Annotated in this window: 22 protein-coding genes; 8 read left to right on the forward strand and 14 right to left on the reverse strand. The window is 71.3% G+C overall.

Going from position 1 to position 25,452, the window contains the following annotated elements; all coding sequences use genetic code 11:
- Positions 1-192: 192 nt before the first annotated feature.
- The 5 genes from ACIBI5_RS50585 to ACIBI5_RS50605 form a co-directional block, all read right to left on the reverse strand.
- Positions 193-1,410 carry a methyltransferase family protein gene (locus tag ACIBI5_RS50585; RefSeq protein ID WP_397258387.1) on the reverse strand — a complete coding sequence of 406 codons (1,218 nt, stop codon included), beginning with the start codon at positions 1,408-1,410 and terminating at the stop codon, positions 193-195.
- The gene (locus ACIBI5_RS50590) at positions 1,407-2,282 is read right to left on the reverse strand and encodes a hypothetical protein (protein WP_397258389.1); all 876 of its coding nucleotides are present in this window, start codon (positions 2,280-2,282) and stop codon (positions 1,407-1,409) included. Before ACIBI5_RS50590 ends, ACIBI5_RS50585 begins: the two co-directional genes overlap by 4 nt.
- Positions 2,283-2,364: 82 nt before the next feature.
- Positions 2,365-2,751 (reverse strand): VOC family protein, encoded by a 387-nt coding sequence (locus ACIBI5_RS50595; protein WP_397258391.1) that lies wholly within the window; start codon positions 2,749-2,751, stop codon positions 2,365-2,367.
- Between the two features lie 5 nt (positions 2,752-2,756).
- Positions 2,757-3,998: a replication-associated recombination protein A gene (locus tag ACIBI5_RS50600; RefSeq protein ID WP_397258463.1), complete on the reverse strand. Its 1,242-nt coding sequence runs from the start codon at positions 3,996-3,998 to the stop codon at positions 2,757-2,759.
- Between the two features lie 69 nt (positions 3,999-4,067).
- Positions 4,068-4,517: a DUF2231 domain-containing protein gene (locus tag ACIBI5_RS50605; protein WP_397258393.1), complete on the reverse strand. Its 450-nt coding sequence runs from the start codon at positions 4,515-4,517 to the stop codon at positions 4,068-4,070.
- A 146-nt stretch (positions 4,518-4,663) separates the two neighbouring features.
- Between ACIBI5_RS50605 and ACIBI5_RS50610 the strand changes: the two genes are divergently transcribed.
- From ACIBI5_RS50610 to ACIBI5_RS50620, 3 genes are all read left to right on the forward strand, one after another.
- Positions 4,664-5,560 carry a peptidylprolyl isomerase gene (locus ACIBI5_RS50610; RefSeq protein WP_397258395.1) on the forward strand — a complete coding sequence of 299 codons (897 nt, stop codon included), beginning with the start codon at positions 4,664-4,666 and terminating at the stop codon, positions 5,558-5,560.
- A gap of 77 nt (positions 5,561-5,637) precedes the next feature.
- Positions 5,638-6,849 carry a cytochrome P450 gene (locus tag ACIBI5_RS50615; protein ID WP_397258397.1) on the forward strand — a complete coding sequence of 404 codons (1,212 nt, stop codon included), beginning with the start codon at positions 5,638-5,640 and terminating at the stop codon, positions 6,847-6,849.
- Positions 6,850-6,859: 10 nt separating this feature from the next.
- Positions 6,860-8,056 (forward strand): cytochrome P450, encoded by a 1,197-nt coding sequence (locus ACIBI5_RS50620; RefSeq protein WP_397258399.1) that lies wholly within the window; start codon positions 6,860-6,862, stop codon positions 8,054-8,056.
- 103 nt (positions 8,057-8,159) lie between these two features.
- Here ACIBI5_RS50620 and ACIBI5_RS50625 read toward each other — a convergent pair whose 3' ends face one another.
- The 4 genes from ACIBI5_RS50625 to ACIBI5_RS50640 are packed head-to-tail and all read right to left on the reverse strand — an operon-like array spanning position 8,160 to position 14,620.
- Entirely contained in the window at positions 8,160-10,937 is a 2,778-nt protein-coding gene (locus ACIBI5_RS50625; protein WP_397258401.1) for a DEAD/DEAH box helicase family protein, read from the reverse strand.
- 19 nt (positions 10,938-10,956) lie between these two features.
- Positions 10,957-12,687 (reverse strand): aspartate--tRNA ligase, encoded by a 1,731-nt coding sequence (aspS, locus tag ACIBI5_RS50630; RefSeq protein ID WP_397258403.1) that lies wholly within the window; start codon positions 12,685-12,687, stop codon positions 10,957-10,959.
- Entirely contained in the window at positions 12,684-13,940 is a 1,257-nt protein-coding gene (hisS, locus tag ACIBI5_RS50635) for a histidine--tRNA ligase (RefSeq protein ID WP_397258405.1), read from the reverse strand. The genes aspS and hisS overlap by 4 nt, the downstream gene beginning before the upstream one ends.
- Entirely contained in the window at positions 13,940-14,620 is a 681-nt protein-coding gene (locus tag ACIBI5_RS50640) for an MBL fold metallo-hydrolase (protein WP_397258407.1), read from the reverse strand. The genes hisS and ACIBI5_RS50640 overlap by 1 nt, the downstream gene beginning before the upstream one ends.
- Before the next feature lie 139 nt (positions 14,621-14,759).
- Between ACIBI5_RS50640 and ACIBI5_RS50645 the strand changes: the two genes are divergently transcribed.
- The 5 genes from ACIBI5_RS50645 (at position 14,760) to dinB (ending at position 18,915) form a co-directional block, all read left to right on the forward strand.
- Complete coding sequence (locus ACIBI5_RS50645) at positions 14,760-15,638, forward strand: peptidylprolyl isomerase (protein ID WP_397258409.1); 879 nt, start codon at positions 14,760-14,762, stop codon at positions 15,636-15,638.
- A gap of 60 nt (positions 15,639-15,698) precedes the next feature.
- Complete coding sequence (locus tag ACIBI5_RS50650; protein WP_379624685.1) at positions 15,699-16,928, forward strand: DUF349 domain-containing protein; 1,230 nt, start codon at positions 15,699-15,701, stop codon at positions 16,926-16,928.
- A gap of 82 nt (positions 16,929-17,010) precedes the next feature.
- A complete protein-coding gene (locus tag ACIBI5_RS50655) occupies positions 17,011-17,268 on the forward strand; it encodes a hypothetical protein (protein WP_397258411.1) in 258 nt (85 codons plus the stop codon).
- Positions 17,269-17,289: 21 nt separating this feature from the next.
- The gene (locus ACIBI5_RS50660) at positions 17,290-17,700 is read left to right on the forward strand and encodes a cupin domain-containing protein (protein WP_397258413.1); all 411 of its coding nucleotides are present in this window, start codon (positions 17,290-17,292) and stop codon (positions 17,698-17,700) included.
- 33 nt (positions 17,701-17,733) lie between these two features.
- Entirely contained in the window at positions 17,734-18,915 is a 1,182-nt protein-coding gene (dinB, locus tag ACIBI5_RS50665) for a DNA polymerase IV (protein ID WP_397258415.1), read from the forward strand.
- Between the two features lie 243 nt (positions 18,916-19,158).
- On the opposite strand, the gene ACIBI5_RS50670 is transcribed toward dinB, so the two are convergent.
- The 5 genes from ACIBI5_RS50670 to yajC all read right to left on the reverse strand — a co-directional run bounded on the left by ACIBI5_RS50670 (position 19,159) and on the right by yajC (position 25,249).
- A complete protein-coding gene (locus tag ACIBI5_RS50670; protein ID WP_379622495.1) occupies positions 19,159-21,351 on the reverse strand; it encodes a RelA/SpoT family protein in 2,193 nt (730 codons plus the stop codon).
- A 124-nt stretch (positions 21,352-21,475) separates the two neighbouring features.
- Complete coding sequence (locus ACIBI5_RS50675; protein WP_397258418.1) at positions 21,476-21,973, reverse strand: adenine phosphoribosyltransferase; 498 nt, start codon at positions 21,971-21,973, stop codon at positions 21,476-21,478.
- A gap of 72 nt (positions 21,974-22,045) precedes the next feature.
- Complete coding sequence (secF, locus tag ACIBI5_RS50680) at positions 22,046-23,047, reverse strand: protein translocase subunit SecF (RefSeq protein WP_397258420.1); 1,002 nt, start codon at positions 23,045-23,047, stop codon at positions 22,046-22,048.
- Position 23,048: 1 nt separating this feature from the next.
- Positions 23,049-24,818 carry a protein translocase subunit SecD gene (gene secD / locus ACIBI5_RS50685; protein WP_397258422.1) on the reverse strand — a complete coding sequence of 590 codons (1,770 nt, stop codon included), beginning with the start codon at positions 24,816-24,818 and terminating at the stop codon, positions 23,049-23,051.
- Positions 24,819-24,862: 44 nt separating this feature from the next.
- Positions 24,863-25,249, reverse strand: a complete 387-nt coding sequence (gene yajC, locus ACIBI5_RS50690; protein ID WP_397258424.1) for a preprotein translocase subunit YajC — start codon at positions 25,247-25,249, stop codon at positions 24,863-24,865.
- Positions 25,250-25,452: the final 203 nt, after the last annotated feature.

Genomic DNA, 25,452 nt, shown 5'->3' on the forward strand with positions numbered 1-25,452 from the left:
CGGCGGGACGCAGCGCGCCCGTCGGCGCACGTGCCGCCGCCGTCACCCGCCATCGCACCGCGTCCCCTGCGCGCTCCCCGACACGGGCACGGACCTCGGCGGGCTCGCTGAAACGCCGAAAGCCGGGCCCGGGTGAAACGCAGGGGCGGGCCCGGGTGAAGGGCCGAGGGGCGGGGGAGGTTCGGGTGCCGGTCAGGCCGGTTCGCGTGGGCCACCGCCCAGCGCGTCCACGCAGAGCTGGGCGAAGCCGTTCAGGCAGGGCAGCAGGAGCAGCCAGCCCGCCAGCGCCCAGCCCAGGTGGATGTGGGTGAGCACGTGCGCGGCGGCCGCGACGCCCTGCGCCCGCAGGCCGTCGGCGCGCTCGTAGGTGATGCGGCGCAGACCGGCCGGGTGGGTCTCGGCGGCCACGACCCGCAGCGCGACCGGGCCGCGCCGCTCGATCCAGGCGCCGACCTGGGAGCACTGCCCGCACGTGGCCGCCACGTACACGGTCGCGGGCACCGCGGCCGGCCGCCGGCGCGGCAGCCAGGCCCGCACGGCGGCCCGGTAGGCGGCCCAGTCCGCGCCGAAGCGCCGCGTGAGCTGTTCGCCCTCGTGCCAGGCGGCCAGCCCGGCGCCGTAGGCGAGGCTGATCGCCGCGGCGGCGAGAAAGCGCACGTCGAGTACGGCCAGCAGCACATACCCGGCGGTCATCGCCACCTGCATGGGATTGCGCACATAGGCGTAAGGCCCGCCGGTCACCAGCCGCCGGGGCGGGTCGTAGGGAAAGGGCGTGCCCCCGCCCGTCCTCGCGAACTCGCGTACCGCCGAGGCCCCCATCACGAACGGCACCGCCAGCGCCTGCGCCATGAGCGCCAGCACCCACGCGGGCTGCCGCCACACCCCGAGCAGCAGCACGGGCGCGACGACCCCGAGCCCTACGGCCAGCACCACCTGGAACCCGGCGCGGGCCATCGGCAGCGTCCCCCGCACGGTCCAGCGGATCAGCAGCAGTCCGGGCACGAGCGCGAGGCCGACCGCCACCGCCTCGCCGTACAGCCAGTCGGGCCCGAGCACCACCACGGGCTCGGCCAGCGGCATCACCGCCAGGTCGAACCAGGCCAGTCCCGCGGCGCCGAGCGCCGGAGGTGCGTCGGGGAAGGCCAGCGCGGGCAGCGCGCCCCACAGCAGCGCCCAGCCGAGCAGCAGGTCGAGTGGTACTCCGGCCAGCGTGCCGCCCTCGGCGTGGAAGGTCCACCAGCCGCCCTGGTTGACGGCCATGAGCACCATGGCGTTCCAGCCGGTGGCCAGGATGGCGGCGGCGGCGCGCGGCGGACCGAGCCGGCCGGCGCGCGCGGCGAGCAGGGCCGCCACGAGGACGGCGGCCAGCGGCAGCATCAGGCCGAGCCCTCTGATCAGGGCGGCGCTCACCGCGCACCGGCGAAGGTCCGGGCCAGGTAGCCGGCGGCCTCGGTGGCGGCGTGGCGCTGGATCGGGCCGAAGTACCAGGAGGGGTCGAAGGTCCTGCGGTAGCTCAGCGCGACGGTGAGGCGACCGCCGTTCCAGGTGAACGCGGCTTCGCGCAGTTCCAGCCAGCGGGCCAGCGTGGTGTCGCGGGCCACCTCGAACACCACCCGGCCAGGGGCGCTCTCCTTCACCCTCAGCGTCATCGAGCGCGGCTCGGGCTCGGCGCCGATGCCCAGGGAGCGGCGCGGGCTGAAGACGATCTCGCGCGTCGCGCCGGCCTCGAGCCCGGTGCCGCTCGCCGACAGCGCCCGCGGGAAGCCGAGCTTGAGCAGGACCGAGGTGTAGGGCGCGAAGCGGGGCGGCGCGGCCAGCGCGGCGGCCACGTCCCCCGGCGCGGTGACGGACGCGCTGACCACCTCCTCGCGTGGCATCGACGTGGCCTCGCCCGCCCCTTCGAGCACGACCAGCAGGAGCAGCGGTGCGGCGAGCATCTGCGGGCCCCGGGGCCCCTGGGCGCGCAGATAGTCGGCGAACGCCCCGAACAGCGCCCCCACCAGGTAGAACAGCGGCGCGGCGAAGACCAGGCAGACGATCCCCTCGCCCAGCAGCGGGCCGGCGAGCGCGAGCGCGACGGTGATGACCGCCATCACCAGCCCGATGGCCGAGCGCGGCTTGGCGACCAGCACCACGGTGATGGCGATGACCGCGGGCACGCCCACGTAGAACACCGCCGTCTGCTCCAGCCCTCCGGCGTGCAGCAGCTTGTAGGCCGCCATCGCCGCGAACAGCGCGCTCACCACGCCCGCCAAGGTCATGCGGGCGGCATTCCGCTCCATCGCGAACCCCTTAACCGAATGCTTTAATCGAACGCTCAAATCTTACGGCAGAGCGGGGCCGGGCAGAAGACCCGGGTCGCACTCAGCCGGTGGCGCGCACCAGTTCGATCTCGAAGCCCGCGGCGTTCTCCAGGTAGGCCGCGTGGTGGGCGGGGCCGCCCGCGTAGGGGTGGCGGTCGGCGAACAGGAGCGTCCAGCCGTGCTCGCGCGCCTCCTCGGCCAGCGCGTCGGGGTCGTCCACGTGGAAGGCGAGATGGTTGAGCCCGGCGCGCAGCCGGTCGTGGCGGCCGGGCACGCGGGCCGGCGACTCCTCCAGCACCACGTAGGTGCCGCCGAGCAGCCAGGACCGCCCGCCCGCCCAGCTCTGGAACGGCGCGTAGCCCAGCCGCTCGAACAGCCAGGAGAAGCCGGGCAGCACCTCGCTCAGGGAGTCGACCCACAGCTCGACGTGGTGCAGCGTGCCGTGCACGGCGCTCACTCGCCCCGGAGGAAGGCGCGGATCTTGGCCCACCGCTCGGCGACGGGCGCTTCCGCGCCATGCCTGGTCGGCTCGTAGTAGCGGCGCTCGCGCACCTGCTCCGGCGCGTAGTCCTGGCGGACGACGCCGTGGTCGAAGTCGTGCGGGTACTTGTAGCCGTCGCCGTGGCCGAGCTTGGCCGCGCCCGGATAGTGGGCGTCGCGCAGATGGCCGGGCACCTGGCCGATGAGGCCCTTGCGCACGTCCGTCGCCGCGGCGCCGATGGCCTTCACCACGGCGTTGGACTTGGGGGCCATCGCGCAGTGGATGACCGCGTGCGCCAGGTTGATCTGACCCTCCGGCAGGCCGATGAGCTGGACGGCCTGCGCCACGGCCACCGCGGTCTGCAGGCAGGTGGGGTCGGCCATGCCGACGTCCTCGGAGGCGAAGATGACGATGCGCCGGGCGATGAAACGGGGGTCCTCACCGGCCTCGATCATGCGGGCCAGATAGTGGAGGGCGGCGTCGGCGTCGGAGCCGCGCATCGACTTGATGAAGGCGCTGATGACGTCGTAGTGCTGGTCGCCCTGGCGGTCGTAGCGGACGGCCGCCTTGTCGACGGCCTTCTCGACCACCTCGACGGTGATGTCGTCGGCCAGGAGCGCCGCCGCCTCCAGGTAGGTCAGGGAGCGCCGGGCGTCGCCGCCCGCCAGCCGTACGAGATGGTCGAGGGCCTGCGGGGCCAGGCTCGCGCGGCCGCCCAGGCCGCGCTCCTCGGCGACGGCGCGCTCCAGGACGGCGCGGATGTCGTCGTCGGACAGCGACTCCAGGGTCAGCAGCAGCGAGCGCGACAGGAGCGGGGAGATGACGGAGAAGTACGGGTTCTCGGTGGTGGCGCCGATGAAGGTGACCCAGCGGTTCTCGACGGCGGGCAGCAGCGCGTCCTGCTGGGCCTTGTTGAAGCGGTGGACCTCGTCGACGAACAGCACGGTCTGGCGGCCGGTCATGCCGAGCTCGCGCCGGGCGTTGTCGATGGCGGCGCGCACGTCCTTGACGCCCGCCGAGACGGCGGAGATCTCGACGAAGCGGCGCTTGGTGACGTTGGAGACCACGTACGCGAGCGTGGTCTTGCCCGTGCCGGGCGGCCCCCAGAGGAACAGCGACATCGGCGCCTCGCTCTCGACCAGCCGCCGCAGCGGCGTGCCGGGACCGAGCAGGTGCCGCTGGCCGATCACCTCGTCGAGGGCGCGAGGTCGCATCCGCACGGCGAGCGGCTGCGGAGTGGCCTCCTCCGCCGCCGAATCGAACAGGCTATCCACAAATCGAGACTACAGGGTCCACACCGCTCTCGCTCCCGAGTCGCCGGCGCGGAACACGTAGTACGCGGCCACGAGCGCCGCCACGACCGTGAGCACGGAAAGGACCAGCCCCACGGTCTTGTTGCGGGCGGCGAAGACCAGCAGCAGCGACAGGGCGCCGAGGGCCAGCGTGGACAGCAGCAGCGGGGTGGCGAAGCTCTCGTGGGTGGCGATGCGCCGGCCCAGGTCGCCGTCGGCGGTGGCGAACCGGGCCTCCTTCAGCGCCATGCCGCTCTGCCTGGCCGCGAAGACGGCGCCGGGCGCCAGCACCGACAGGGCCACCACCGCCCAGGCCAGTTGGGGCCGCCAGCGCGAGACCGCGGCGTAGACCACGGAAACGGCCACGAGCAGCGGCGTCAGCACCACGGCGAAATGGATGATCAGGGGGTGGGCGGGGAGCCCGAGGATCTCGTTGAACATGGCAGCACTCCGTTCTCATTTCAACTACGTATGAGGCAAGGACCTGGTTCCCGTCCCTTCCGCCACTTACGTACACCACATAAGGGAGGCCGGTAGCATTCGCGAAGTTGTTTGGTCATGTGTCGGCAAAGATGGAGGACATATCCGTGAGCGGCGACGACCGCCAGAGCGAGCTGGCGCGAGAGCACAAGGAGCGGCAGGCGCGGCGTGCTGCTGGGGAGAACACCAAGGGCAGGCGTAACACCCTCATCGGCGGCGGCGTGGCCCTGGTCCTGGTTGCCGGCGGCATCGTGGCCGCCACCACCCTCCTCGGCGGCGGCGACGACGCCAAGAAGGTCGCGGCGACGTCCTCGCCGTCCCCGTCGTCCAGCGCCTCCTCGGAGCCCGAGCCGTCGATGACGCCGAAGACCGGCCCGATCAGCTGCACGTACACCAAGGACACGCAGGACGTCCCGAAGAAGTTCGTCGGGTTCCCGCCCAAGAAGCCGGGCGACTCCTTGAAGATCAAGACGATGACCGTGGTCACGAACCGCGGCGACATCGTGATCCAGGTGGACCCGAAGTTCACCCCGTGCACGGTCAACTCCATGGCGTTCCTGGCCAAGAAGAACTTCTACGACAACACCAAGTGCCACCGCCTGGTGGTGCCGGAGAACTCGGGCCTGTTCCTGCTGCAGTGCGGTGACGCGCTGGCCAAGGCGGACGGCAAGAGCCCCACCGACGGCCAGGGCACCGCGGGCTACGTCTACGGCGACGAGGCCGCCGGGGCCATGCCGTACACCCGCGGCGTGGTCTTCCTGACCCAGCCCACCGACGCCCAGGGGCAGAACTCCAGCCAGTTCGCCATCTCGATGTCGGACGAGAACACGCAGCTCGACCCGGCCTACTCGATCCTCGGCACGGTGACCAGCGGCCTCGAGATCATCGACCAGGCGTCCAAGGAGGGCTTCATCGTCAACCCGGACGACATCACGGGCGACGGCGGCTCCACGGCGCCGAAGAACCCCTTCATCATCAAGGATGTCAAGATGTCCACCAAGTGATGGTGATTCCCGTCACAAGCGGCTGATCGGCCGCTTCCGCGGAGCCAGAGTGGATCTGGACCCAAAGGAGTGGCCGCATGCCGGAAAACCAAATGCCGGAAAACCTGCCTTTCGAGTTCTTCTTCTCGCCCGAGTTCAGCGCGAACCCGTACCCGATGTACGCGGAGCTGCGCGCCAAGGGCCCGATCCACCGGGTGGACTTCCCGCCGGGCGCCGAGGCGTACGTGGTGGTCGACTACGAGCACGGCCGGGCGGCGCTGGCCGACCCGCGACTGTCCAAGAACATCGACAGCGGCCCGGAGTGGTTTCGCGACGCGGTCCGCGTCGGCGATCCGATCCTCGCCGACAACATGCTCATGTCGGACCCTCCCGACCACACGCGGCTGCGCAAGGTCGTTCAGCGGGCCTTCACCCCGCGCCGCATCGAGCTGCTGCGGCCCAGGATCGAGCAGATCACCGGCGAGCTCCTCGACGGGATCGAGGGCCGGGGCCGGGCCGAGCTCGTCTCCGACTTCGCCTTCCCGCTGCCGATCGTCGTCATCTGCGAGCTGATGGGCGTACCGGCCGAGGACCGCGAGCTGTTCCGCGAATGGTCGGCCGCGCTGGTCGATCCCGCGATCGACGAGGAGCAGCAGGCCAGCCGGGCGCGGGCCACCGAGTCGCTGCGCGCCTACTTCGCCGACCTGATCGCCGCGCGCCGCGCCGCGCCCGGCGACGACCTGGTCAGCGTGCTCGTCACCAGCCCCGAGCTCGACGACAAGGAGCTGCTGTCCACGCTGGCGCTGCTGCTGATCGCCGGGCACGAGACGACCGTCAACCTCATCGGCAACGGCACCCTGGCCCTGCTGCGCGACCCGGAGCAGTTCGCGCTGCTCAGGAGCCGCCCCGAGCTGGTGCCGAACGCCGTGGAGGAGTTCCTGCGCTTCGACGCGCCCGTCGAGCGCGGCACGTTCAGGATCGCCGTCGAGGACCTGGAGATCGCCGGAACGCCGGTCGGCAAGGGCGCCTTCGTCCACGTCTCCATCGGCGCCGCCGGCCGCGACCCGCGGGCCAACGCGCACCCCGACGGGCTCGACGTGGCCCGCCAGGACACCCGGCACGTCTCCTTCGGCCACGGCATCCACTTCTGCCTGGGCGCGCCACTGGCCCGCCTGGAGGCCCAGGTCGCCTTCGCGATGCTGCTGGAGCGGCTGCCGGACCTGCGGCTCGACTGCCGTGAGGACGAGCTCTCGTGGCGGCTGAGCGGTTCGATCCTGCGCTCGCTTTCCGCGCTGCCCGTGGCGTTCTAGGGTGATCTCCGTGCCGGAGAAACTACCGTTCGAGTTCCTTTTCGCGCCCGACTTCAGCCGCGACCCCTACACCGCCTACGACGGCCTGCGCGCCGGGGGTCCGGTGCATCCGATCGACTTCCCGCCCGGGATGGACGCCTTCCTGATCATCGACCACGAAGTCGGGCGCGCCGCGCTCAACGACCCCAGGCTGTCGAAGGACATCACGGTCTTCGGCGACTACTTCCGCAAGCTCGCCGACACCAACGACCTGCTGTTCCAGTCGAACATGCTCCAGGTCGACCCGCCCGAGCACACCCGCCTGCGCCGCGTGGTCTCCAAGGACTTCACCCCGCGGCGGGTCGAGGCCCTGCGCCCGCGCGTCCAGGAGATCACCGACGAGCTCATCGACGCCATGGAGATGAACGGCAGCGCCGAGCTGATCGACGAGTTCGCCTTCCCGCTGCCGATCATCGTCATCTGCGAGCTGCTCGGCGTGCCCGCCGAGGACCGCGAGCTGTTCCGCGATTGGTCGGGGCGGCTGGTCAACCCCAGCTTCGACCCCGAAGGCACAAGGGTGCGGCAGCAGGCGGCCCGCGACACGCACGCCTACTTCGCGAGCCTGGTCGCCGAGCGGCGCGCCGACCCACGCGATGACCTGGTCAGCGCCCTGGCCAACGGCGGCGACCTGGACGAGCGCGAGCTGCTGTCCACGCTCACGCTGCTGCTGATCGCCGGGCACGAGACGACGGTCAACCTCATCGGCAACGGCATGCTGGCCCTGCTGCGCAACCCCGACCAGCTCGCGCTGCTGCGCGGCGAGCCGGAGCTGCTGCCGGACGCGATCGAGGAGTTCCTGCGCTTCGACGGGCCGGTCGAGCGCTCCACTCCCCGCTTCGCCGCCGAGGACATGGAGATCGCCGGGGTGGCGGTGCCGCGTGGCGCGATGGTGCACATCTCGCTGGGCGCCGCGGGCAGCGACCCCGCCGCCGTCTCCTCGCCGCGTGAGCTCGACATCACCCGCCGCGACAACCGCCACCTCGCCTTCGGCCACGGCATCCACTTCTGCCTGGGCGCGCCGTTGGCCCGCCTGGAGGGGCGGATCGCCATCGGCACGCTGCTGGCCCGCCTGCCCGGCCTCGCGCTGGACTGCGCGGAGGAGGAGCTGGCGTGGCGGCCGCCGGGCTCGGTGGTGCGGGGCCTGACGCGGCTTCCCGTCCGCTTCTGATCGCCGGTACGGCCACCGCCCGCCGCTCGGGGTCGCGGCGGGCGGGGCCATGCTCAGCCCCGGACGTGCCAAGCGCCGGACTTCGCCAAGCGCCGGACCGTGCTCAGCGCCAGGTGACGCGCAGGGCGGTGGCGACGTCCAGGGGCGAGCCGCCCGCCTGCGCGGCCAGGATCCCCGCCCCTTCCGGCGAGCGTGTGTAGAGCGGCTCGCCGAGGCTCACCCAGCGGTTCCACGCCTTCGCGAACGCCTGCGCGTCCTTCCTGCGCTCGCCGAGGGCCTCGGGCACCGCGTGGTGGACGACCGCGTTCGGCTCCGGGTGGCCCGCCATGAGCGCCCGCCCCTGCCGGCGTCCCGGCTCGACCAGGTAGCGGGGCACCAGGTAGCGCGGCGCGACCGGCGCGGTCAGCACCTCGTCCAGCGCGAGGCTGAAGCGCCGCGAGGCCGCCTCCGGGACACCGCGCAGCTCGATCCAGTAGGCGCCGGCGCCGTCCGGCTCCACGTGCACCGCCCGCGCGCCCTCGGGCACCTGCCCGGCCGCGTGCAGGGCGTCGGCCACGGCGCAGGCGATCGCGGGCAGGTCGAACTGCCCTGCCACCTCGCGCAACGCCGCCTGTCCCGCGGTGGCGCGGCGGGCGCGCCGTACCAGGAGGAAGGCGGCGGCGCCGAGCGGCAGCCCGCCGGGAAGCGCCAGCGGGAGCGCGTCGGCGACCAGGACGGCGGGCGCCTCGGCGAAGCCCGCGGCGAGCCAGGCGGCGGTGCCCGCGACCCATCCGGCGGCGCCCGCGAGCAGGTGCGGGCGGCGATCGAGACGGGGGCGCGGGCTGATGCCGCTCTCGGCGGGCACCGCGCGCGGCGGCTCCGGACGGCTCACCGCCGGGCGGGCGGCGGCGCGGGCGGGCTCGACGCGCAGGCTGTGCACCGGCAGGTCCTCATACGGCGAGCCGACCCGCCACAGCTCCCGCACCCTGGCCCGGTCGGCCGCCCGCTCCAGCATCGACGTGTTGAACCGGTCGAAGCCGGACACCGGAGGCGGCGCGTAGGGCGACAGCTCGGGATGCACGTGCGCGACCCCGGCGGCGATCGTCCCGGAGTCGGTCAGCCCGAAGTAGCCGTCGTGCTTGCGGACGAACCGCTCCCAGTCGGCCGACCCCTTGGGATGCTCGGCGCTGACGCAGACCACGGACCAGGTGTTGGCCACCTTCTCCGGCCACGCCGGGTCCGCGCGCAGCCCGCGCCCGCGCATCTGCACGACCGCGCCCGCAGTCGTGGCCTCGGTGAGGTCGACGACCGTGTTGACGCCCTTGGCGTCCCAGCCCTCGCCGAGCATCGCCCGGGTGCCGACCAGGACCGAGCAGCCGCCGGACTCCAGGAAGCAGGTGGCGAGGGCGACCCAGGCGCGGCTGTTCCAGGAGCCGGTCACCTCGACCACGCCCCGCGCGCCGGGCGGGATCGGGTCCAGGCGGGCCGTACCCTCGCAGAACGCGGCGAAGGCCGCGGCCGTGGCGGCCGGTGCGGCGACCGTGCGGCCGGTGACGAGCATGGGGTGCAGCCGCGCGGTACGCGGGTCGGCGGCCAGCGTCTCCAGCACCAGCCTGGCCGACCCGGCCTGCTCGTCCAGCACGCCCGACAGGCGCGCGGGCAGCGTGGCGGTGGCCCGCTCGTGGTCGCACAGCACAAGCGCGCGCATCCGCTCCCCGAGCGCGACGTGCTCGGCGGCCAGAATCTCCGCCACCGCCACCGTCTTGGCCTCGCTGCGCGCCACCACCCGGTCGACCGGGGTACGGCCGGCCCGCACGCCACGCGCGGTCAGCTGGTAGCCGATCGACGGCAGCGCCAGCCGGATCGCCTCGACGGCCGCCGCGTCCGCGGGCTCGCCGCCCCGCCGCAGGCAGCGGCGCACGTAGTCGTCGAGCAGGCAGACCCAGTCGTCGGCCGTGGGCCGGTGACGGTGCTCCTCACGGACGCGGGCGCCCTCCGGCAGCGGCAGCAGCCCGGCGTGGTGCAGGCGCAGCGCGGCGGCGGCCAGCGCGGGCTCGCGGCGTTCGAGCCGCTGCCAGGTCATCGCGTCGTCGCCGCGGTGGACGAGGCGGCTGTCGAGCCATCGCAGGAAGCCCACGGTGGCGAAGCCGGGGTCGAGCAGGTCGGTGGTGAGCTCGGCGAAGCGCTCGGCCTCGGCTGCCAGCCACGCCTGCTCGTGCGCGGTCGGGCAGGTCAGCCACGCCAGCTCCGCGTACGGGGCCAGGTGGCCCTCGCGGACCACGGCCGGGATCGAAGGACCGCGCACCACCGGCCCGAACAGCTCCTCGACCAGCTCGCCCTGCGCCGGGGTGAGCCGGTCGGGCGGGGTGGCGGTCAGCCCGATCACGGTGGCCTCCGGCAGCCGCCGCAGGACCTCGGCCAGCAGCTCGCCCCAGGTGTCGAGCAGGTGGTGGCACTCGTCGAGCAGCAACGTCACCCGGCCGAGCGCGGCCAGGCGCTCCACCAGCTCGCGGCCCGCCGGGCGCAGCCGGTCGAGGTGGGAGGGCCGTCTGCCGCCCTCCTCGTCGATCTCGGCGTCGGGGTCGAAGCTGGCCAGCGCCTGGTAGGTCAGGACGGTGACGTCCTCGCCGAGCAGGCGCGAGGTGCCGGCGCGGGCCTTCTCGCCGAAGGCGCGCCACTCGGCCAGCCATTGGCCCTGGATGGCCGTGTTGGGGCCGAAGGCCACGATCGGGGCATCCAGCCTTCTGGCCGCCTCCAGGGCCGTGAGCGTCTTGCCGGTGCCGGGCGGTAACACGACCCAGGCCCGGCGCCGTCCGGCCGCGAACGCCGCCTCCAGCGCGTTCAGGGCCTGTCGCTGGTGGCGGCGCAGCGGCTTGGGGGCGGCGAGACCGGCATATCTCACGCGGACCTCACGCTCGCGGCTACTCCTTGGGCTTGGCGTCGACGCCGGCTTCCTTGCGCTGCTCGGCCGTGATCGCGGTCGGGGCGCCGGTCAGCGGGTCGAAGCCGGAGGCCGTCTTGGGGAAGGCGATCACGTCGCGGATCGACTCGCCGCCGGCCAGCAGCATGCAGATGCGGTCCCAGCCGTAGGCGATGCCGCCGTGCGGGGGCGGGCCGTACTGGAAGGCGTCGAGCAGGAAGCCGAACTTGCTCTCGGCCTCCTCCTTGGAGATGCCGAGCACGTCGAAGACGCGCTGCTGCATCTCGGCCCGGTGGATACGGATCGAGCCGCCGCCGATCTCCATGCCGTTGCAGACCATGTCGTAGGCGTAGGCCAGGGCTTCGCCCGGCTTGTCCTGGAAGTCGGCGGCGTACTCCGGCTTGGGGCCGGTGAAGGGGTGGTGGACCGCGGTCCAGCCGCCCTCGCCGTCCTCCTCGAACATGGGGGCGTCGACGACCCAGAGGAAGGCCCACCGCGAGTGGTCGATGAGGTCGCAGCGGCGGCCGATCTCCAGGCGGGCGGCGCCGAGCAGGTCGCGCGAGGAGTTGCGGGCTCCGGCGGCGAAGAAGATCGCGTCGCCGGGGGCCGCCTTGACGAAGGCCGCGAGCCCGTCCTGCTCCTGCTGGGAGAGGTTCTTGGCCACCGGGCCGCCGAGCGTGCCGTCCTCCTGGACCAGCACGTAGGCCAGGCCCCTGGCGCCGCGCGACTTGGCCCAGTCCTGCCAGCCGTCGAGCTCCTTGCGGGTCTGGGAGGCGCCGCCCGGCATGACGACCGCGCCCACGTAGTCGGCCTGGAAGACGCGGAACGTGGTGTCCTTGAAATACGCGGTGACGTCGACGAGCTCCTGGCCGAAGCGCAGGTCGGGCTTGTCGGAGCCGTAGCGGGCCATCGCGTCGGCGTAGGTCATCCGCGGCAGCGGGGCGGGGATCTCGTAGCCGAGGATCTCCTTCCACACGCGGCCGATCAGCGCCTCGCCGACGGCGATGACGTCCTCCTGGTCGACGAAGGACATCTCGATGTCGATCTGGGTGAACTCCGGCTGCCGGTCGGCGCGCAGGTCCTCGTCGCGATAGCACTTGGCCAGCTGGTAGTAGCGCTCGAGACCGGCCACCTGCAGGAGCTGCTTGAACAGCTGGGGCGACTGCGGCAGCGCGTACCAGTTGGACGGCTGCAGGCGCACCGGCACCAGGAAGTCGCGCGCGCCCTCCGGCGTGGAGCGGGTGAGCGTGGGCGTCTCGACGTAGACGAAGCCGAGCTCGTCCATGACCTGGTTGGCCAGGAAGGTGGCCTTGGAGCGCACCCGCATGGCGTTGCCGACCTGCTGGCGGCGGATGTCGAGGTAGCGGTACTTCAGCCGCGCCTCCTCCGACACCCCGGTGTTGCCCTCGATGGGGAAGGGCAGCGGCGCCGACTCGCTGAGCACCTCGACCTGGGTGGCGACGACCTCGATGTCGCCGGTGGGCAGCTCGGGGTTGGCGTTGCCCTCGGGCCGCACGCGTACCTCGCCGACCACCTTCACGCAGTACTCGGCGCGCAGGTCGTGGGCGTGGTCCTCCTCGCGGAAGACCACCTGGGCCGAGCCGGAGGCGTCACGCAGGTCGATGAAGACCACGCCGCCATGGTCGCGGCGCCGGGCCACCCATCCTGCGAGCGTCACCTGCTGCCCGGCGTGCTCCTTGCGGAGCTCCCCGGCCTTATGCGTGCGGATCACTGCACTTTCCCCTTCAGAACGTCCACGACCTGGGCCAACGGCACCTCGGTCTGCTCAGCGGTGGTCAGGTCTTTCAGTTGTACGGCTTGCGCCGCCAGGTCACGCTCACCCAGGATCAGCGCGAACCGGGCGCCGGAGCGGTCCGCGCCCTTCATCGCACCCTTGAGCCCCTTGCCGCCGAAGGACATGTCGGCGGCGACGCCCGCCGCGCGCAGCCGGCCGAGGAGCTTGAACATGGTCCGGGCGGCCTCGTCGCCCAGCGCCACACCGTACACCTCGCAGCGCGGCGGGGTGGCGGGCTCGATGCCCTCGCGGCCGAGGGCGATGACGGTGCGGTCCAGGCCGAGCCCGAAGCCGATGCCGGGCAGGCGCGGACCGCCGATGGCCTCCGACAGGCCGTCGTAGCGGCCGCCGCCGCCGATGCCGGACTGCGCGCCCAGCAGCGGGTGGTCGAACTCGAAGGTGGTGCGGGTGTAGTAGTCGAGGCCGCGTACCATCCTGGGCTCGTCCTGCCACGGGATGTCCAAGTCGGCCAGGTACTGCTTGACGCGGTCGTGGTAGGCCTTGCAGTCGGCGCACAGGTGGTCGCCGATGAGGGGCGCGTCCTCGAGCTGCTCGCGCACCTCGGGCCGCCGGTCGTCGAGCACGCGCAGCGGGTTGATCTCGATGCGGGCGCGGGTGGCCTCGTCGAGGTCGAGGCCGCGCAGGAAGTCCTGCAGGCGGGTGCGGTAGAGGGGGCGGCACTCGGCGCAGCCCAGCGAGTTGAGCAGCAGGCGCACCTGGGTCAGGCCGAGCGCGGTGTACCACTGCCAGGCCAGCGCGATGGTCTCGGCGTCGACGGCCGGGTCCTCGCTGCCGACGGCCTCCAGGTCGAGCTGGTAGAACTGCCGGTAGCGGCCCTCCTGGGGCGCCTCGGCGCGGAAGACCGGGCCGCCGGTCCAGACCTTGACCGGCAGCTGCCCGCGGTGCAGGCCGTACTCCAGGACCGCGCGCAGCACTCCGGCGGTGAACTCCGGGCGCAGCGTGAGCGAGCGGCCGCCGCGGTCGGTGAAGGTGTACATCTCCTTGCTGACGACGTCGGTGGACTCGCCGACGCCGCGCGCGAACAGCTGGGTGTCCTCGAAGACCGCGGTCTCCAGGTAGGAGTAGCCGGCGCGCCTGGCGGTCTCGGCGAACGCCTGGCGGATGGCGTAGAACGTCGAGGCCTGCGGAGGAACGTACTCCTTGACGCCCTTTGGTGCTTGGAAGCTCATTAGATCCCTCGTGTGGGACCGGCGTGCGGCGCTGCTTCCTTCAGGTAAGGATTGGTGGCGCGCTCGCGGCCGATCGTGGTCTGTGGTCCGTGGCCCGGCAGGACGATCGTCTCATCAGGCAGCGGCAGGCACTTGGCGGCCAGGCTGCGCAGGATCGTCGGATAGTCGCCGCCCGGCAGGTCGGTGCGGCCGATGGAGCCGGCGAACAGCAGGTCACCGGAGAACATGATCTCGTCCTCGGGCAGCCGGAAGCTCACCGACCCCCTGGTATGGCCGGGGGTGTGGTCCACGACGAGCTCCAGTCCGGCCAGCTTCAGCACGGCGCCGTCGGACAGCTCCTTCACCTCGTCCGGCTCGCTCAGCGTGATGCCGCCGAACAGCTGCGCGGAGGTCTCGGACCAGCCTTTGGCGGGATCGCTCAGCAGATCGCGGTCTTCCGGGTGGATCCACGCGGGAATGTCACGCGCGCCGCACACCGGGGCCACGGACCAGACGTGGTCGAGGTGCCCGTGCGTCAGCACGACCGCGACCGGCTTCAGCCGGTGCTCGCGCAGCAGCTCGTCTACGCCGTCCACGGCGTCCTGACCAGGGTCGACGATCACACATTCCTCGCCGGCGGCGGGCGCGACGACGTAACAGTTGGTCTGGAAGGCCCCTGCGGGGAACCCTGCGATGAGCATCTGCCTCAGCTGATCTCGTTGAAAAAGCCAATGGGAATGTAACCGAAGGGTACCGGTGCGGGTCGCCGGGCTGCGAACCATTGCCCTTTGGCCGATACGATTCGCCCACCTCAGTTGATTGACTATGGGAGGCAAAGCGGTGGCCACGGGGAAGGACCGGCAGAAGCAGCTGGCTCGTGAGCACTACGAGCGGCAGATGCAGCGCCGCATCGAGCGCGAGCAGCGTAACAAGCGCACTGCGATCATCGGCTCCAGCATAGGCGTCGTCGTCGTGGTCGGCGGCATCGTCGCCGCCGTGGCCCTGTTCAACGGGGAGCCAGGCACGGAGGCGGCGGCCTCGCCCACGCCTGCGGCTTCCGACTCGGCCCAGCCGAGCACCTCGCCGAGTCAGGTCGCGGCGGCTGCGCCGTTCGATCCGAAGACCGGCAAGTGCGGCTATGTGGCCGACAAGAACGGGACCGTGAAGGACGTCGGCATGCCTCCGGCCAAGGCGAGCGTGAAGCCGGCGGCCAAGACGCTGACGTTCGCCACGAACCTGGGCGACATCCAGGTGGAGCTGAACAACGCCAACGCGCCGTGCACCGTCAACTCGCTGGAGTTCCTGGCGAAGAAGAACTACTACGACGGCAGCAAGTGCCACCGGCTGGGCAACGAGAAGTTCCCGATGCTGCAGTGCGGCGACCCGACGGCCAAGGCCGACGGCAAGAGCCAGACCGACGGCATGGGCGGCCCCGGCTACGTGATGGCCGAGGAGAACCTCAAGGGCGCCGCCTACAAGCGCGGTGTGATGGCCATGGCCAAGACGAGCGCGCCCGGGTCGACCGGCAGCCAGTTCTTCCTGGTATATGGCGACATCGGACTCACCCCGGATTACACGCCAGTCGGTACGATCACCAAGGGGCTCGACATTCTCGACAAGGTGAACAAGGCGGGCGTTATCACGCCGGGTCCGGACGGAACGGGAGCGCCCAAGGAAACCCTCCAACTCAAAGACGTGACAATCTCTGGCAAGAGCTGACGTAATACAACTAGGGACGGGTAGTCCCGAAGGGTCTGATGGAAAGTGCGGGAGGACACGGTGAGCACCGACCCGTGGGGCCGGGTAGACGACGACGGCACCGTCTACGTGCGTACGGCTGAGGGAGAGCGGGCCGTCGGCTCCTGGCAGGCCGGTGAACCCGAGGAAGCGCTGGCCTACTTCCATCGCAAGTACGACGAGCTGGCCGGGCAGGTGCAGCTGCTGGAGCAGCGGCTGAAGGGCACCGACCTGGCGCCGGCCCAGGCCGAGGCCAGCATCGTCAAGCTGCGCGAGGCCGTCGCCGACGCCCATGCCATCGGCGACCTGGCCGCGCTGACGGCCCGCCTCGACGGGCTGTCGGAGCTGGTCGCGCACCGCCGCGAGGAGGTCAAGGCCGCCCGCGAGCACGCGCGCGTCGAGGCCAAGGCGGTCAAGGAGCGCATCGTCGCCGAGGCCGAGCGCATCGCCGAGGAGACCACCCACTGGAAGTCCGGCGGCGAGCGGCTTCGGCAGCTCGTCGAGGAGTGGAAGGCCGCCGACCGCATCGACCGCGCCACCGAGGCCGGCCTGTGGAAGCGGCTCTCCGCCGCCCGCACGGCCTTCGCCAAGCGCCGCAAGACCTACTTCGCCGGGCTCGACGAGCAGCGCGAAGGCGTGCGCGCCGAGAAGGAGCGCATCGTCGCCGAGGCCGAGGCGCTGGCGGAGTCCACCGACTGGGGCCCCACCGCCTCGGTCTACCGCGAGCTGATGCAGCGCTGGAAGTCGGCGGGACGGGCCTCACGCGACGCCGAGGACGAGCTGTGGGCCCGTTTCAAGGCCGCGCAGGACGTGTTCTTCCAGGCCCGCTCCGCCGTCTTCGCCGAGCGGGACGCGTCGCTCGCGGCCAACGCGGAGGCCAAGGAGGTGCTGCTCGTCGAGGCCGAGAAGATCCTCCCGGTCACCGACGCGCGGGCCGCCCGCGGCGCGCTGCGCCACATGCTGGAGCGCTGGGAGGCCGTCGGTCCCGTGCCGCGCGAGCAGCGCGACCGGCTCGAAGGCGGGCTGCGCAAGATCGACGAGGCCGTGCGCAAGGCCGAGGACGCGGAGTGGAAGCGCTCCAACCCCGAGGCCCGCGCCCGTGCCCAGAGCACCGTCGACCAGCTCCGCACCTCCATCGAGCAGTTGGAGAAGCGCCTGGCCAAGGCCGAGGCCGCCGGCCGGGCCAAGGACGTCAAGGAGGCCGAGGAGGCGCTGACGGCCCGCCGTTCCTGGCTGGAGGAGGCCGAGCGCACGCTCGCCGAGTTCAGCTGAGCCTCGCCACGGCGAACGCCGGCCGGTCACGTCCGGCCGGCGTTTTTCGTGCGTCCACGTCCGCGGCTTCACCGGCTCCGGGGTGGACCGGGAGGTCGTCTTCGTCACCATGAACTACGCGAGCACCGAGCCGGGCACCCTGCCGGTGTCGGTGCGGAACATCACCATGCGCGACACCCGCGCCGACGCCGTGCTCAACCTCGACGGCCTCGCAACGGACCACCTGACGGACGTACGCCTGGACAGGTGCCGGCTCACCGGGATCACCGGGCCCGACAAGGTCGCGTTCACCGACGGCCTGAGGCTGCGCGAGGTCTTCGTCAACGGCGTCGAGGTCTGACCGCGTGAGAAGGTGGCCGCCATGGACGCCTTCCACCGCAAGCTCCACCACATCGCCCCCGGCGGGCTGACGGCCGACACCGCGCAGACCGGGGGCATGCGCCGCCTGGCAGCCATCAGCGGCGCCTCCGTGGGCTCCAGCCGCCTGTGGATGGGGCAGACGCACGTCGCCCCGTCCACGACCTCGGCCGACCATCACCACGGCGAGTCCGAGACCGCCATCTACGTCGTCAGCGGCACCCCGCGCTTCGTCTTCCTCGACCCCGACGGCGGCGAGGAGGTGCGCATCGACGCCAAGGCCGGCGACTACATCTACGTGCCGCCGTTCGTCCCGCACCGCGAGGAGAACCCCGACCCCTCGCAGGAGGCCGTCGTGGTCATCGCCCGCAGCACCCAGGAGGCCGTCGTCGTCAACCTGCCCGGCCTGCGGTAGCCCTGATCTTGCCTTCCATGCGAACATGTGTTCGTGAGCGAAGCGACGATCCTCCACGCCGACCTCGACGCCTTCTACGCCTCGGTCGAGCAGCGTGACGACCCGCGCCTGCGTGGCCGTCCGGTCATCGTCGGCGGCGGCGTGGTGCTGGCGGCCAGCTACGAGGCCAAGGCCTGCGGGGTCCGCACCGCGATGAGCGGCGGCCAGGCCCGCCGCCTGTGCCCGCGCGCGATCGTGGTCGAGCCCCGCATGTCCGCCTACTCCGAGGCCAGCAAGGCCGTCTTCGACGTCTTCGAACGCACCACGCCGCTGGTCGAGGGCCTGTCCATCGACGAGGCCTTCCTCGACGTCGGCGGCCTGCGCGAGATCTCCGGCCCGCCCGGCCACATCGCCGCCAAGCTCCGCCGCGACGTACGCGAGCAGGTGGGCCTGCCCATCACCGTCGGAGTGGCCCGCACCAAGTTCCTGGCCAAGGTGGCCAGCGGCGTCGCCAAGCCCGACGGCCTGCTCGTCGTCCCGCCGGACGGAGAGCTGGACTTCCTCCATCCCCTGCCGGTCGAGCGCCTGTGGGGCGTGGGCCCCGTCACCGCCCGCAAACTCCACGCCCTGGGCATCACCACCGTGGGCGAGGTGGCCGCCCTGCGGGAGTCCACGCTGACCGCCCGCCTCGGCCCCGCCGCCGGACGCCACCTGCTCGCCCTCGCGCTCAACCACGACCCGCGCCCCGTGCGCACGGGCCGCCGGCGGCGCTCCATCGGCGCCCAGCGCGCCCTGGGCCGCACCCGGCGTACCCGCCGGGAGCTCGACGCCATCACCATCGGCCTGATCGACCGCGTCTCGCGCCGCCTGCGCGCCGCGGGCCGATGCGCCCGCACGGTGGTCCTGCGCCTGCGCTTCGAGGACTTCACCCGGGTGACCCGCTCCCACACCGTCCCGCAGGCCACCGACGAGACCTCGGCCCTGCTGGCGACCGCCCGCCGCCTCCTGGCCACCGCCGCGCCCCTGATCGACGAGCGCGGCATCACGCTGCTGGGCTTCGCGCTCACCAACCTCAGCGACTCCGCCGCCCTGCAGCTCGCCCTCCCCTTCGACGAGCCGCGCGCCCTGGACACGACGGTCGACTCGCTCCGCCTGCGCTTCGGCTCCGCCGCCGTGACGCGCGCCGTCCTCCTCGGCCGCGACGACGAGCCCGCCGTCCCCCTCCTGCCCGACTAGGAGGTACGGCTCCGCTCCCGCCCTCCGAAGCGGCCTGAGCATCCCCGGAAGGCTCTCTGAACTCCCGCGCGCGCCGAGCCCGGCCCACGAAGGCCCGAGCGCTGTTCACACCCGCCCGGAACCCTTGGGCGCCGCCTCAGCGCGAGGCACCGCTCCACCGAAGCGTGCGCGGCTCCCGTCAGGGGCGACGGCGCCTCGGGATCACACGTGCGGGCCGGGCGGCGGGCCGTACCGGACGAGAGGTCAGCTGCCGGCGCCGCTGACGCGGTAGACGTCGAAGACGCCCTGGATGCTGCGGACCGCCTTCAGCACGTGCCCCAGGTGCTTGGGGTCGCCCATCTCGAAGGTGAACTTGCTGATCGCCACCCGGTCCCGCGACGTGGTCACGGACGCGGACAGGATGTTGACGTGCTGGTCGGACAGGGTGCGGGTGACGTCGGACAGCAGGCGGGGCCGGTCGAGGGCCTCCACCTGGATGGCCACCAGGAAGACCGAGTCCTCGCTGGGCGACCAGCTGACCTCGACGAGCCGGTCCGGCTGCTCCTTCAGCTGCTGGACGTTGGTGCAGTCGGCCCGGTGCACCGAGACGCCGTGGCCCCGGGTGACGAAGCCGACGATCTCGTCTCCCGGCACGGGGGTGCAGCATTTGGACAGGCGTACCCACACGTCGGCGTCGCCCGCCACGACCACACCGGCCCCGCCGCCGCCGCGCGGGCGGCCCTTGAGGCGCGTGGGCAGCGAGGTCTCGGCGATGTCCTCCTCGGCGCTCTCGACGCCGCCGATGGAGGCCACGAGCTTCTGCACGACCGACTGGGCGGCGATGTGGCCCTCGCCGACGGCGGCGTAGAGGGCGGAGACGTCGGGGTAGCGCAGGTCGCGCGACAGCGCCAGCAGCGCCTCGCCGGACATCAGGCGCTGCAGCGGCAGCCCCTGCTTGCGCATGGCGCGGCCGATGGCCTCCTTGCCCGCCTCGATCGCGGTCTCGCGGCGCTCCTTGGAGAACCACTGCCGGATCTTGTTGCGGGCGCGGCCGGACTTGACGAACTTCAGCCAGTCGCGCGACGGGCCGGCGTCGGGCGACTTCGAGGTGAAGATCTCGACGGTGTCGCCGTTGCCCAGCCGCGACTCCAGCGGCACGAGGCGGCCGTTGACGCGGGCGCCGATACATCGGTGGCCGACCTCGGTGTGGACGGCGTAGGCGAAGTCGACCGGTGTCGCGCCCTCGGGCAGTGCCACGACCTGGCCGCGCGGGGTGAAGACGTAGACCTCGGAGACCGACAGGTCGAAGCGGAGCGACTCCAGGAACTCGCCCGGGTCGGAGGTCTCCTTCTGCCAGTCGAGGAGCTGGCGCAGCCAGGCCATGTCGCTGCCCGGCTTGACCTTGCCGGGCGGGGCGGCGGCGCCGACCTCCTCCTTGTACTTCCAGTGGGCGGCCACGCCGTACTCGGCGCGATGGTGCATGGCGTGGGTGCGGATCTGCAGCTCGACGGGCTTGCCCTCGGGGCCGATCACCGTGGTGTGCAGCGACTGGTACATGTTGAACTTGGGCATCGCGATGTAGTCCTTGAACCGGCCGGGCACCGGGTTCCATCGCGCGTGGATCGTTCCGAGGGCCGCATAGCAGTCGCGCACGCTGTCGACGAGCACGCGGATGCCCACCAGGTCGTAGATGTCGTCGAAGGCGACGTCCCTGGCGATCATCTTCTGGTAGACGGAGTAGTAGTGCTTGGGCCGGCCCTTGACCACCGCGCGGATCTTGGCCTCGCGCAGGTCGCCGGAGACCTTCTCGATGACCTCCTGCAGGAACAGGTCACGCCGCGGCGCGCGCTCCGACACCATGCGCGCGATCTCGTCGTAGCGCTTGGGGTAGAGCATCGCGAAGGCGAGGTCTTCCAGCTCCCACTTGATCGTGTTCATGCCCAGGCGGTGGGCGAGCGGCGCGAAGATCTCCAGCGTCTCGCGGGACTTCTGCTGCCGCTTGTGCTCGGGCAGGTAGCGCATCGTGCGCATGTTGTGGAGGCGGTCGGCCAGCTTGATGATCAGCACGCGGATGTCGCGCGACATGGCCACGACCATCTTGCGCACGGTCTCGGCCTGCGCGGCGTCCCCGAACTTGACCTTGTCCAGCTTGGTGACGCCGTCGACCAGCGAGCCGATCGTGTCGCCGAAGTCGCCGCGCAGCTCCTCCAGGCCGTAGGCGGTGTCCTCGACGGTGTCGTGGAGGAGCGCGGCGCACAGGGTCTCGTCGTCGGTGCCGAGCTCGGCCAGGATCGTGGCCACGGCGAGCGGGTGCGTGATGTAGGGGTCGCCGCTCTTGCGCTTCTGATCGCGGTGATGGTACGCGGCCACGTCGTAGGCACGCTCGATCAGGCGCAGGTCAGCCTTGGGATGGGTAGCCCTGACCGTCCGGAACAAGGGTTCCAGCACCGGGTTCATGGCCCCACCCCCAAACCGCCGCCGACGCGTCGAAGACTCGGTTACGTCGGGCACGACCACATCACGGGGCACACAGACTCCTTACGTGTGAGTCCAGGCCCCCCAGTGTATCCAGGTGGCGAACTCAGACGGTCAGCAGGGCGCGTACCTCTACTCCCGGCAGGCGCGCACGCCCCTGGAGAAAGGCAAGCTCCATCAGTACGGCCACGCCCACGACGTCGGCCCCGGCGCGCCGCACCAGCTCCACCGTGGCCGCGGCGGTGCCGCCCGTGGCCAGCACGTCGTCCACGATCAGCACCCGGTCACCCGGCGCGAAGGCGTCCCGGTGCACCTCGATGGTGGCCGAGCCGTACTCCAGATCGTAGGACTCTTCCAGGGTTTCGGCGGGCAGTTTGCCCTTCTTTCTGACTGGCACGAACCCGGCATGAGCTTTGTACGCCACCGGCGCCGCCAGAATGAAGCCCCGCGCCTCGATCCCGACGATCTTGTCCGCCTCGAACAGCCCGGCGATCTCGTCCACCATGGCCGCGAACCCGTCAGGGTCGCCCAGCAGCGGCGTGATGTCCTTGAACAGCACACCCGGCTTGGGATAGTCGGGCACGTCCCTGATCAGCTCGTTCATGCAATCCCCTCCTGTGGGACAAGCGAAGCCCCCGCCCCGTCGAAGCGGAGCGGGGGCCATGCAGGAAACTCGTCAGCCCTTGGCCGCGGCCGCCTTCTTGGCACCCTTGCCGCCGCCGGTGGAGGCCAGCCTCCTGGCGATCGCCTGGTACTTCGGCTCGCGCTCCTTGAGCGTCACCAGCAGCGGTGTGGCGACGCACAGCGAGGAGTACGTGCCGACGACCATGCCGACGAACAGGGCCAGCGCCAGGTCCTTCAGCGTGCCGGCGCCGAGCAGCGTGGTGCCGATGAACAGGATCGCCGCCACCGGGAGGATGGCCACCAGCGAGGTGTTCAGCGATCGGATCAGCGTGTGGTTCAGCGCGTCGTTGGCCGCCTGGGTGTAGGTCTTCTTCGACGTGGTGCCCAGCTTGGCCGTGACTTCCTTGATCATGTCGAAGACGACGACCGCGTCGTAGAGCGAATATCCGAGGATCGTCAGGAAGCCCAGCACGGTCGCCGGCGTGACCTCGAAGCCCGACCAGGCGTAGACGCCCGCGGTGATGACCAGGTCGTGCACCAGCGCCACGATGGCGGCCAGCGCCATCTTGGGCTCGAACGCCATGCTGAGATAAAGAATGATCGCCAGCATGAAGACGCCCAGGCCGATCAGGGCCTTCTGTGACACCTCGCCGCCCCAGGAGGCTCCGATGGACTGGATGTCCACCTGCGCGACCGGGATCTTGTAGTCGGCGACGACGGCGTTCTGCACCTGGGTCACCTTGGCTTCGGGCAGCGTCTCGGTGGTCACGCGCCACCGGTCGCCGGCCGTCTGCACGATCGCCTGGTGCACGCCCTCGTCGGTGAAGGTCGAGCGGACCTCGTCGATGCTGGCCGCTGGGGCCTTGAACGAGAAGACCGACCCGCCCTTGAACTCGACGCCCAGGTTGAGTGGGCTGCCCGTGTTCACCGCGCTGAAGATCAGACCCGCGATCGAGAACACCAGCAGAAGACCCGACAGCGAGTACCAGAGCTTCTGCTTGCCGACGAAGTCGACGTCGATCTCGCCTCGGTAGAGGCGACGCCCGAGTCCCATGTCAGGCCTCCTGCGGGGTGTTGGTGCGGGCGGGCTCGGAAGCCATGCGCTCGGCATCGAGACCGGACAGCGGGTGCCCCTTGGAGAAGAACTTCAGCTTCGCCAGCAGGGCGATGAACGGCTTCGTGAACAGGAACACCACGACGACGTCGATCAGCGTGGTCAGGCCCATCGCGAAGGCGAACCCGGCCACGCCGCCCACGGCCAGGAAGTACAGCACGACCGCGGCGATGAACATCACGGCGTCGGCGATCAGGATCGTGCGCCGGGCACGGACCCAGGCCACCTCGACGGCCGCGCGAAGCGTCCGCCGACCTTCCTTCATCTCATCACGAATACGTTCGAAGTACACGATGAAGGAGTCGGCGGTAATGCCGATGGACACCACCAGGCCGATGATGTGCGGCAGCGAGAGGGCGAAGCCTCCGTTGGCGCCGAGGACCACGACCGACTCGTACGTCAGCACCGTGGCGATCACCAGGCTCAGCACCGCGACGAGGCCGAGGCCCCGGTAGTAGAACAGGCAGTAGAGGACCACGAGGGCCAGGCCGATGCCACCGGCGATCAGACCGCCCCTGAGCTGGTCGGAGCCGAGCGTCGAGGAGATCGTCTCCACCGAGCTGCGGTTGAACTTCAGCGGCAGCGCGCCGTACTTGAGCTGGTCGGCCAGGTCGGTCGAGGTCTTCTGGTTGAAGCCGCCGGTGATCTCGGCGCGGCCGCCGGGGATCGGGCCCTGGATGACCGGCGCGGTGATGACCAGGCCGTCGAGGACGACCGCCACCTGGTTGCGCGGGGCCTGCGAGTTGAACGCGACGGAGGTGAGCTTGCTCCACTCCGTGGCGCCGGCGCTCTTGAAGTCGAGCTGGACGACCCAGTCGGTGCTGCCGGGCCGCACGCCCGAGGACGCGGTGTCGATGTCGGTGCCGACGACCTTGGCCACGTCCAGGATGTACTTGGCGGAGCCGTCGTCGGAACAGGCCGCGAACTGCTTCTTCGGGTCGTCCTGCACGCCCTGGCCGCGGGTCTTGGGATCGGTGCAGTTGAGCGCCTGGTACTGCTTCAGCACGGCCGGGTCGACGCCGGTCGTGTCGATCTGCGGCTGCTGTTCCTGCTGCGGCTGCGAAGGCTGGGCGGAGGGCGAGCCCGACGGGGTCGGGGTGGCCTTCTGGTCCTTCTTCTTGTCGTCCTTGGCCGAGGGGGTCGGCGTCGTGGGCGAGGTCAGCGCCGAGGAGAGGGCCTTGCCGGTCGGCGAGGCCTTCGGGGTCTCCTGCGGGGCGTTCGCCGACGGCTTCGCGCTCGGCTCCTTGGCCGACGGCGAGCCGCTCGGCTTCGCGGTGCCGCTCGGGCTGGTGCTCGGCTTGGGCGCCTCGGTGCTGAGCTGCTCCGGGGCGGCGGCCTCGACCGCGAGCACCTGGCGGAAGCGCAGCTCCGCCGTGGTGCCGACCAGCTTGATGACCTCCTCCTGGCCCTTGCCGGGAACGGAGATGATGATGTTGTCGCCGGACTTTGCGACCTCCGCGTCGGAGATGCCTGTGCCGTTCACCCGGTCACGGATGATGCTGACGGCACGGTCGAGCGACTCTTGGGAGGGAGCCGCGCCGCTGAGCGTGACGGGTGACAGGGTCACCGTCGTTCCGCCGGCGAGGTCGAGGCCCAGCTTGGGCGTGAACGCCTTCTGCAGGAGCATCGTCCCGCCCAGGGCGAGGATGAGCGCCAGGAGAATCAGGAGCGTGCGCCCCGGATTGCTGTGGCGGCTGGTCGGTCGGGCCACGGGTCGTCAGTTCTTTCGGATTAGAGGTGTCTGTCGCAGCCTAGTCAGGACTGCTTCGTGCTCGAGTCGCCGTTCTTCGTTTCGTCCTTGACGTCCTCGGTCTTGACCTCGTCGGCCACGTCGGCGACGGGCTCGTCGTCTGCGACGGCCTCATCCTCGACGGGGGCGTCACCCGGGGTCACGACGCGGCCGATGGCCGCCTTGACCCAACGGGTCTCGATGCCGGGCGCCACCTCAAGGATCACGTCCTCATTGTCGACCGTCACCACGGTGGCGAACAGCCCCGTCGTGGTCATCACTCGCGTACCGGGGGTGAGCGAGTTCTGCATTTTGACGGCTTCCTGCTGCCGCTTGCGCTGCGGGCGGATGAGCAGGAAATAGAACACCACCACCAGAAGTACCAGCGGCAGGATGCTTCCGAGTGATCCCATGTCCATAAGGGGCGACCTTCCATTGTCGTACAAGAAGTTGACACCGGCCTCGCGCCGGAAATTCCGTGCGTTGCGTTCGGGCCGCGCCGCTCAGCCCGTCAGCCTACACAGCCAGCCAAGCCACGGAGTGTAGGCGGTTGTTGCGAAACGCGGCAACGAGGCAGCGATTCGGCGCGCGGGGAAGTTCCCAATTTGCAATGGTT

It is taken from the genome of Nonomuraea sp. NPDC050540 (assembly GCF_044457485.1).
Classification (GTDB): Bacteria; Actinomycetota; Actinomycetes; order Streptosporangiales; family Streptosporangiaceae; genus Nonomuraea.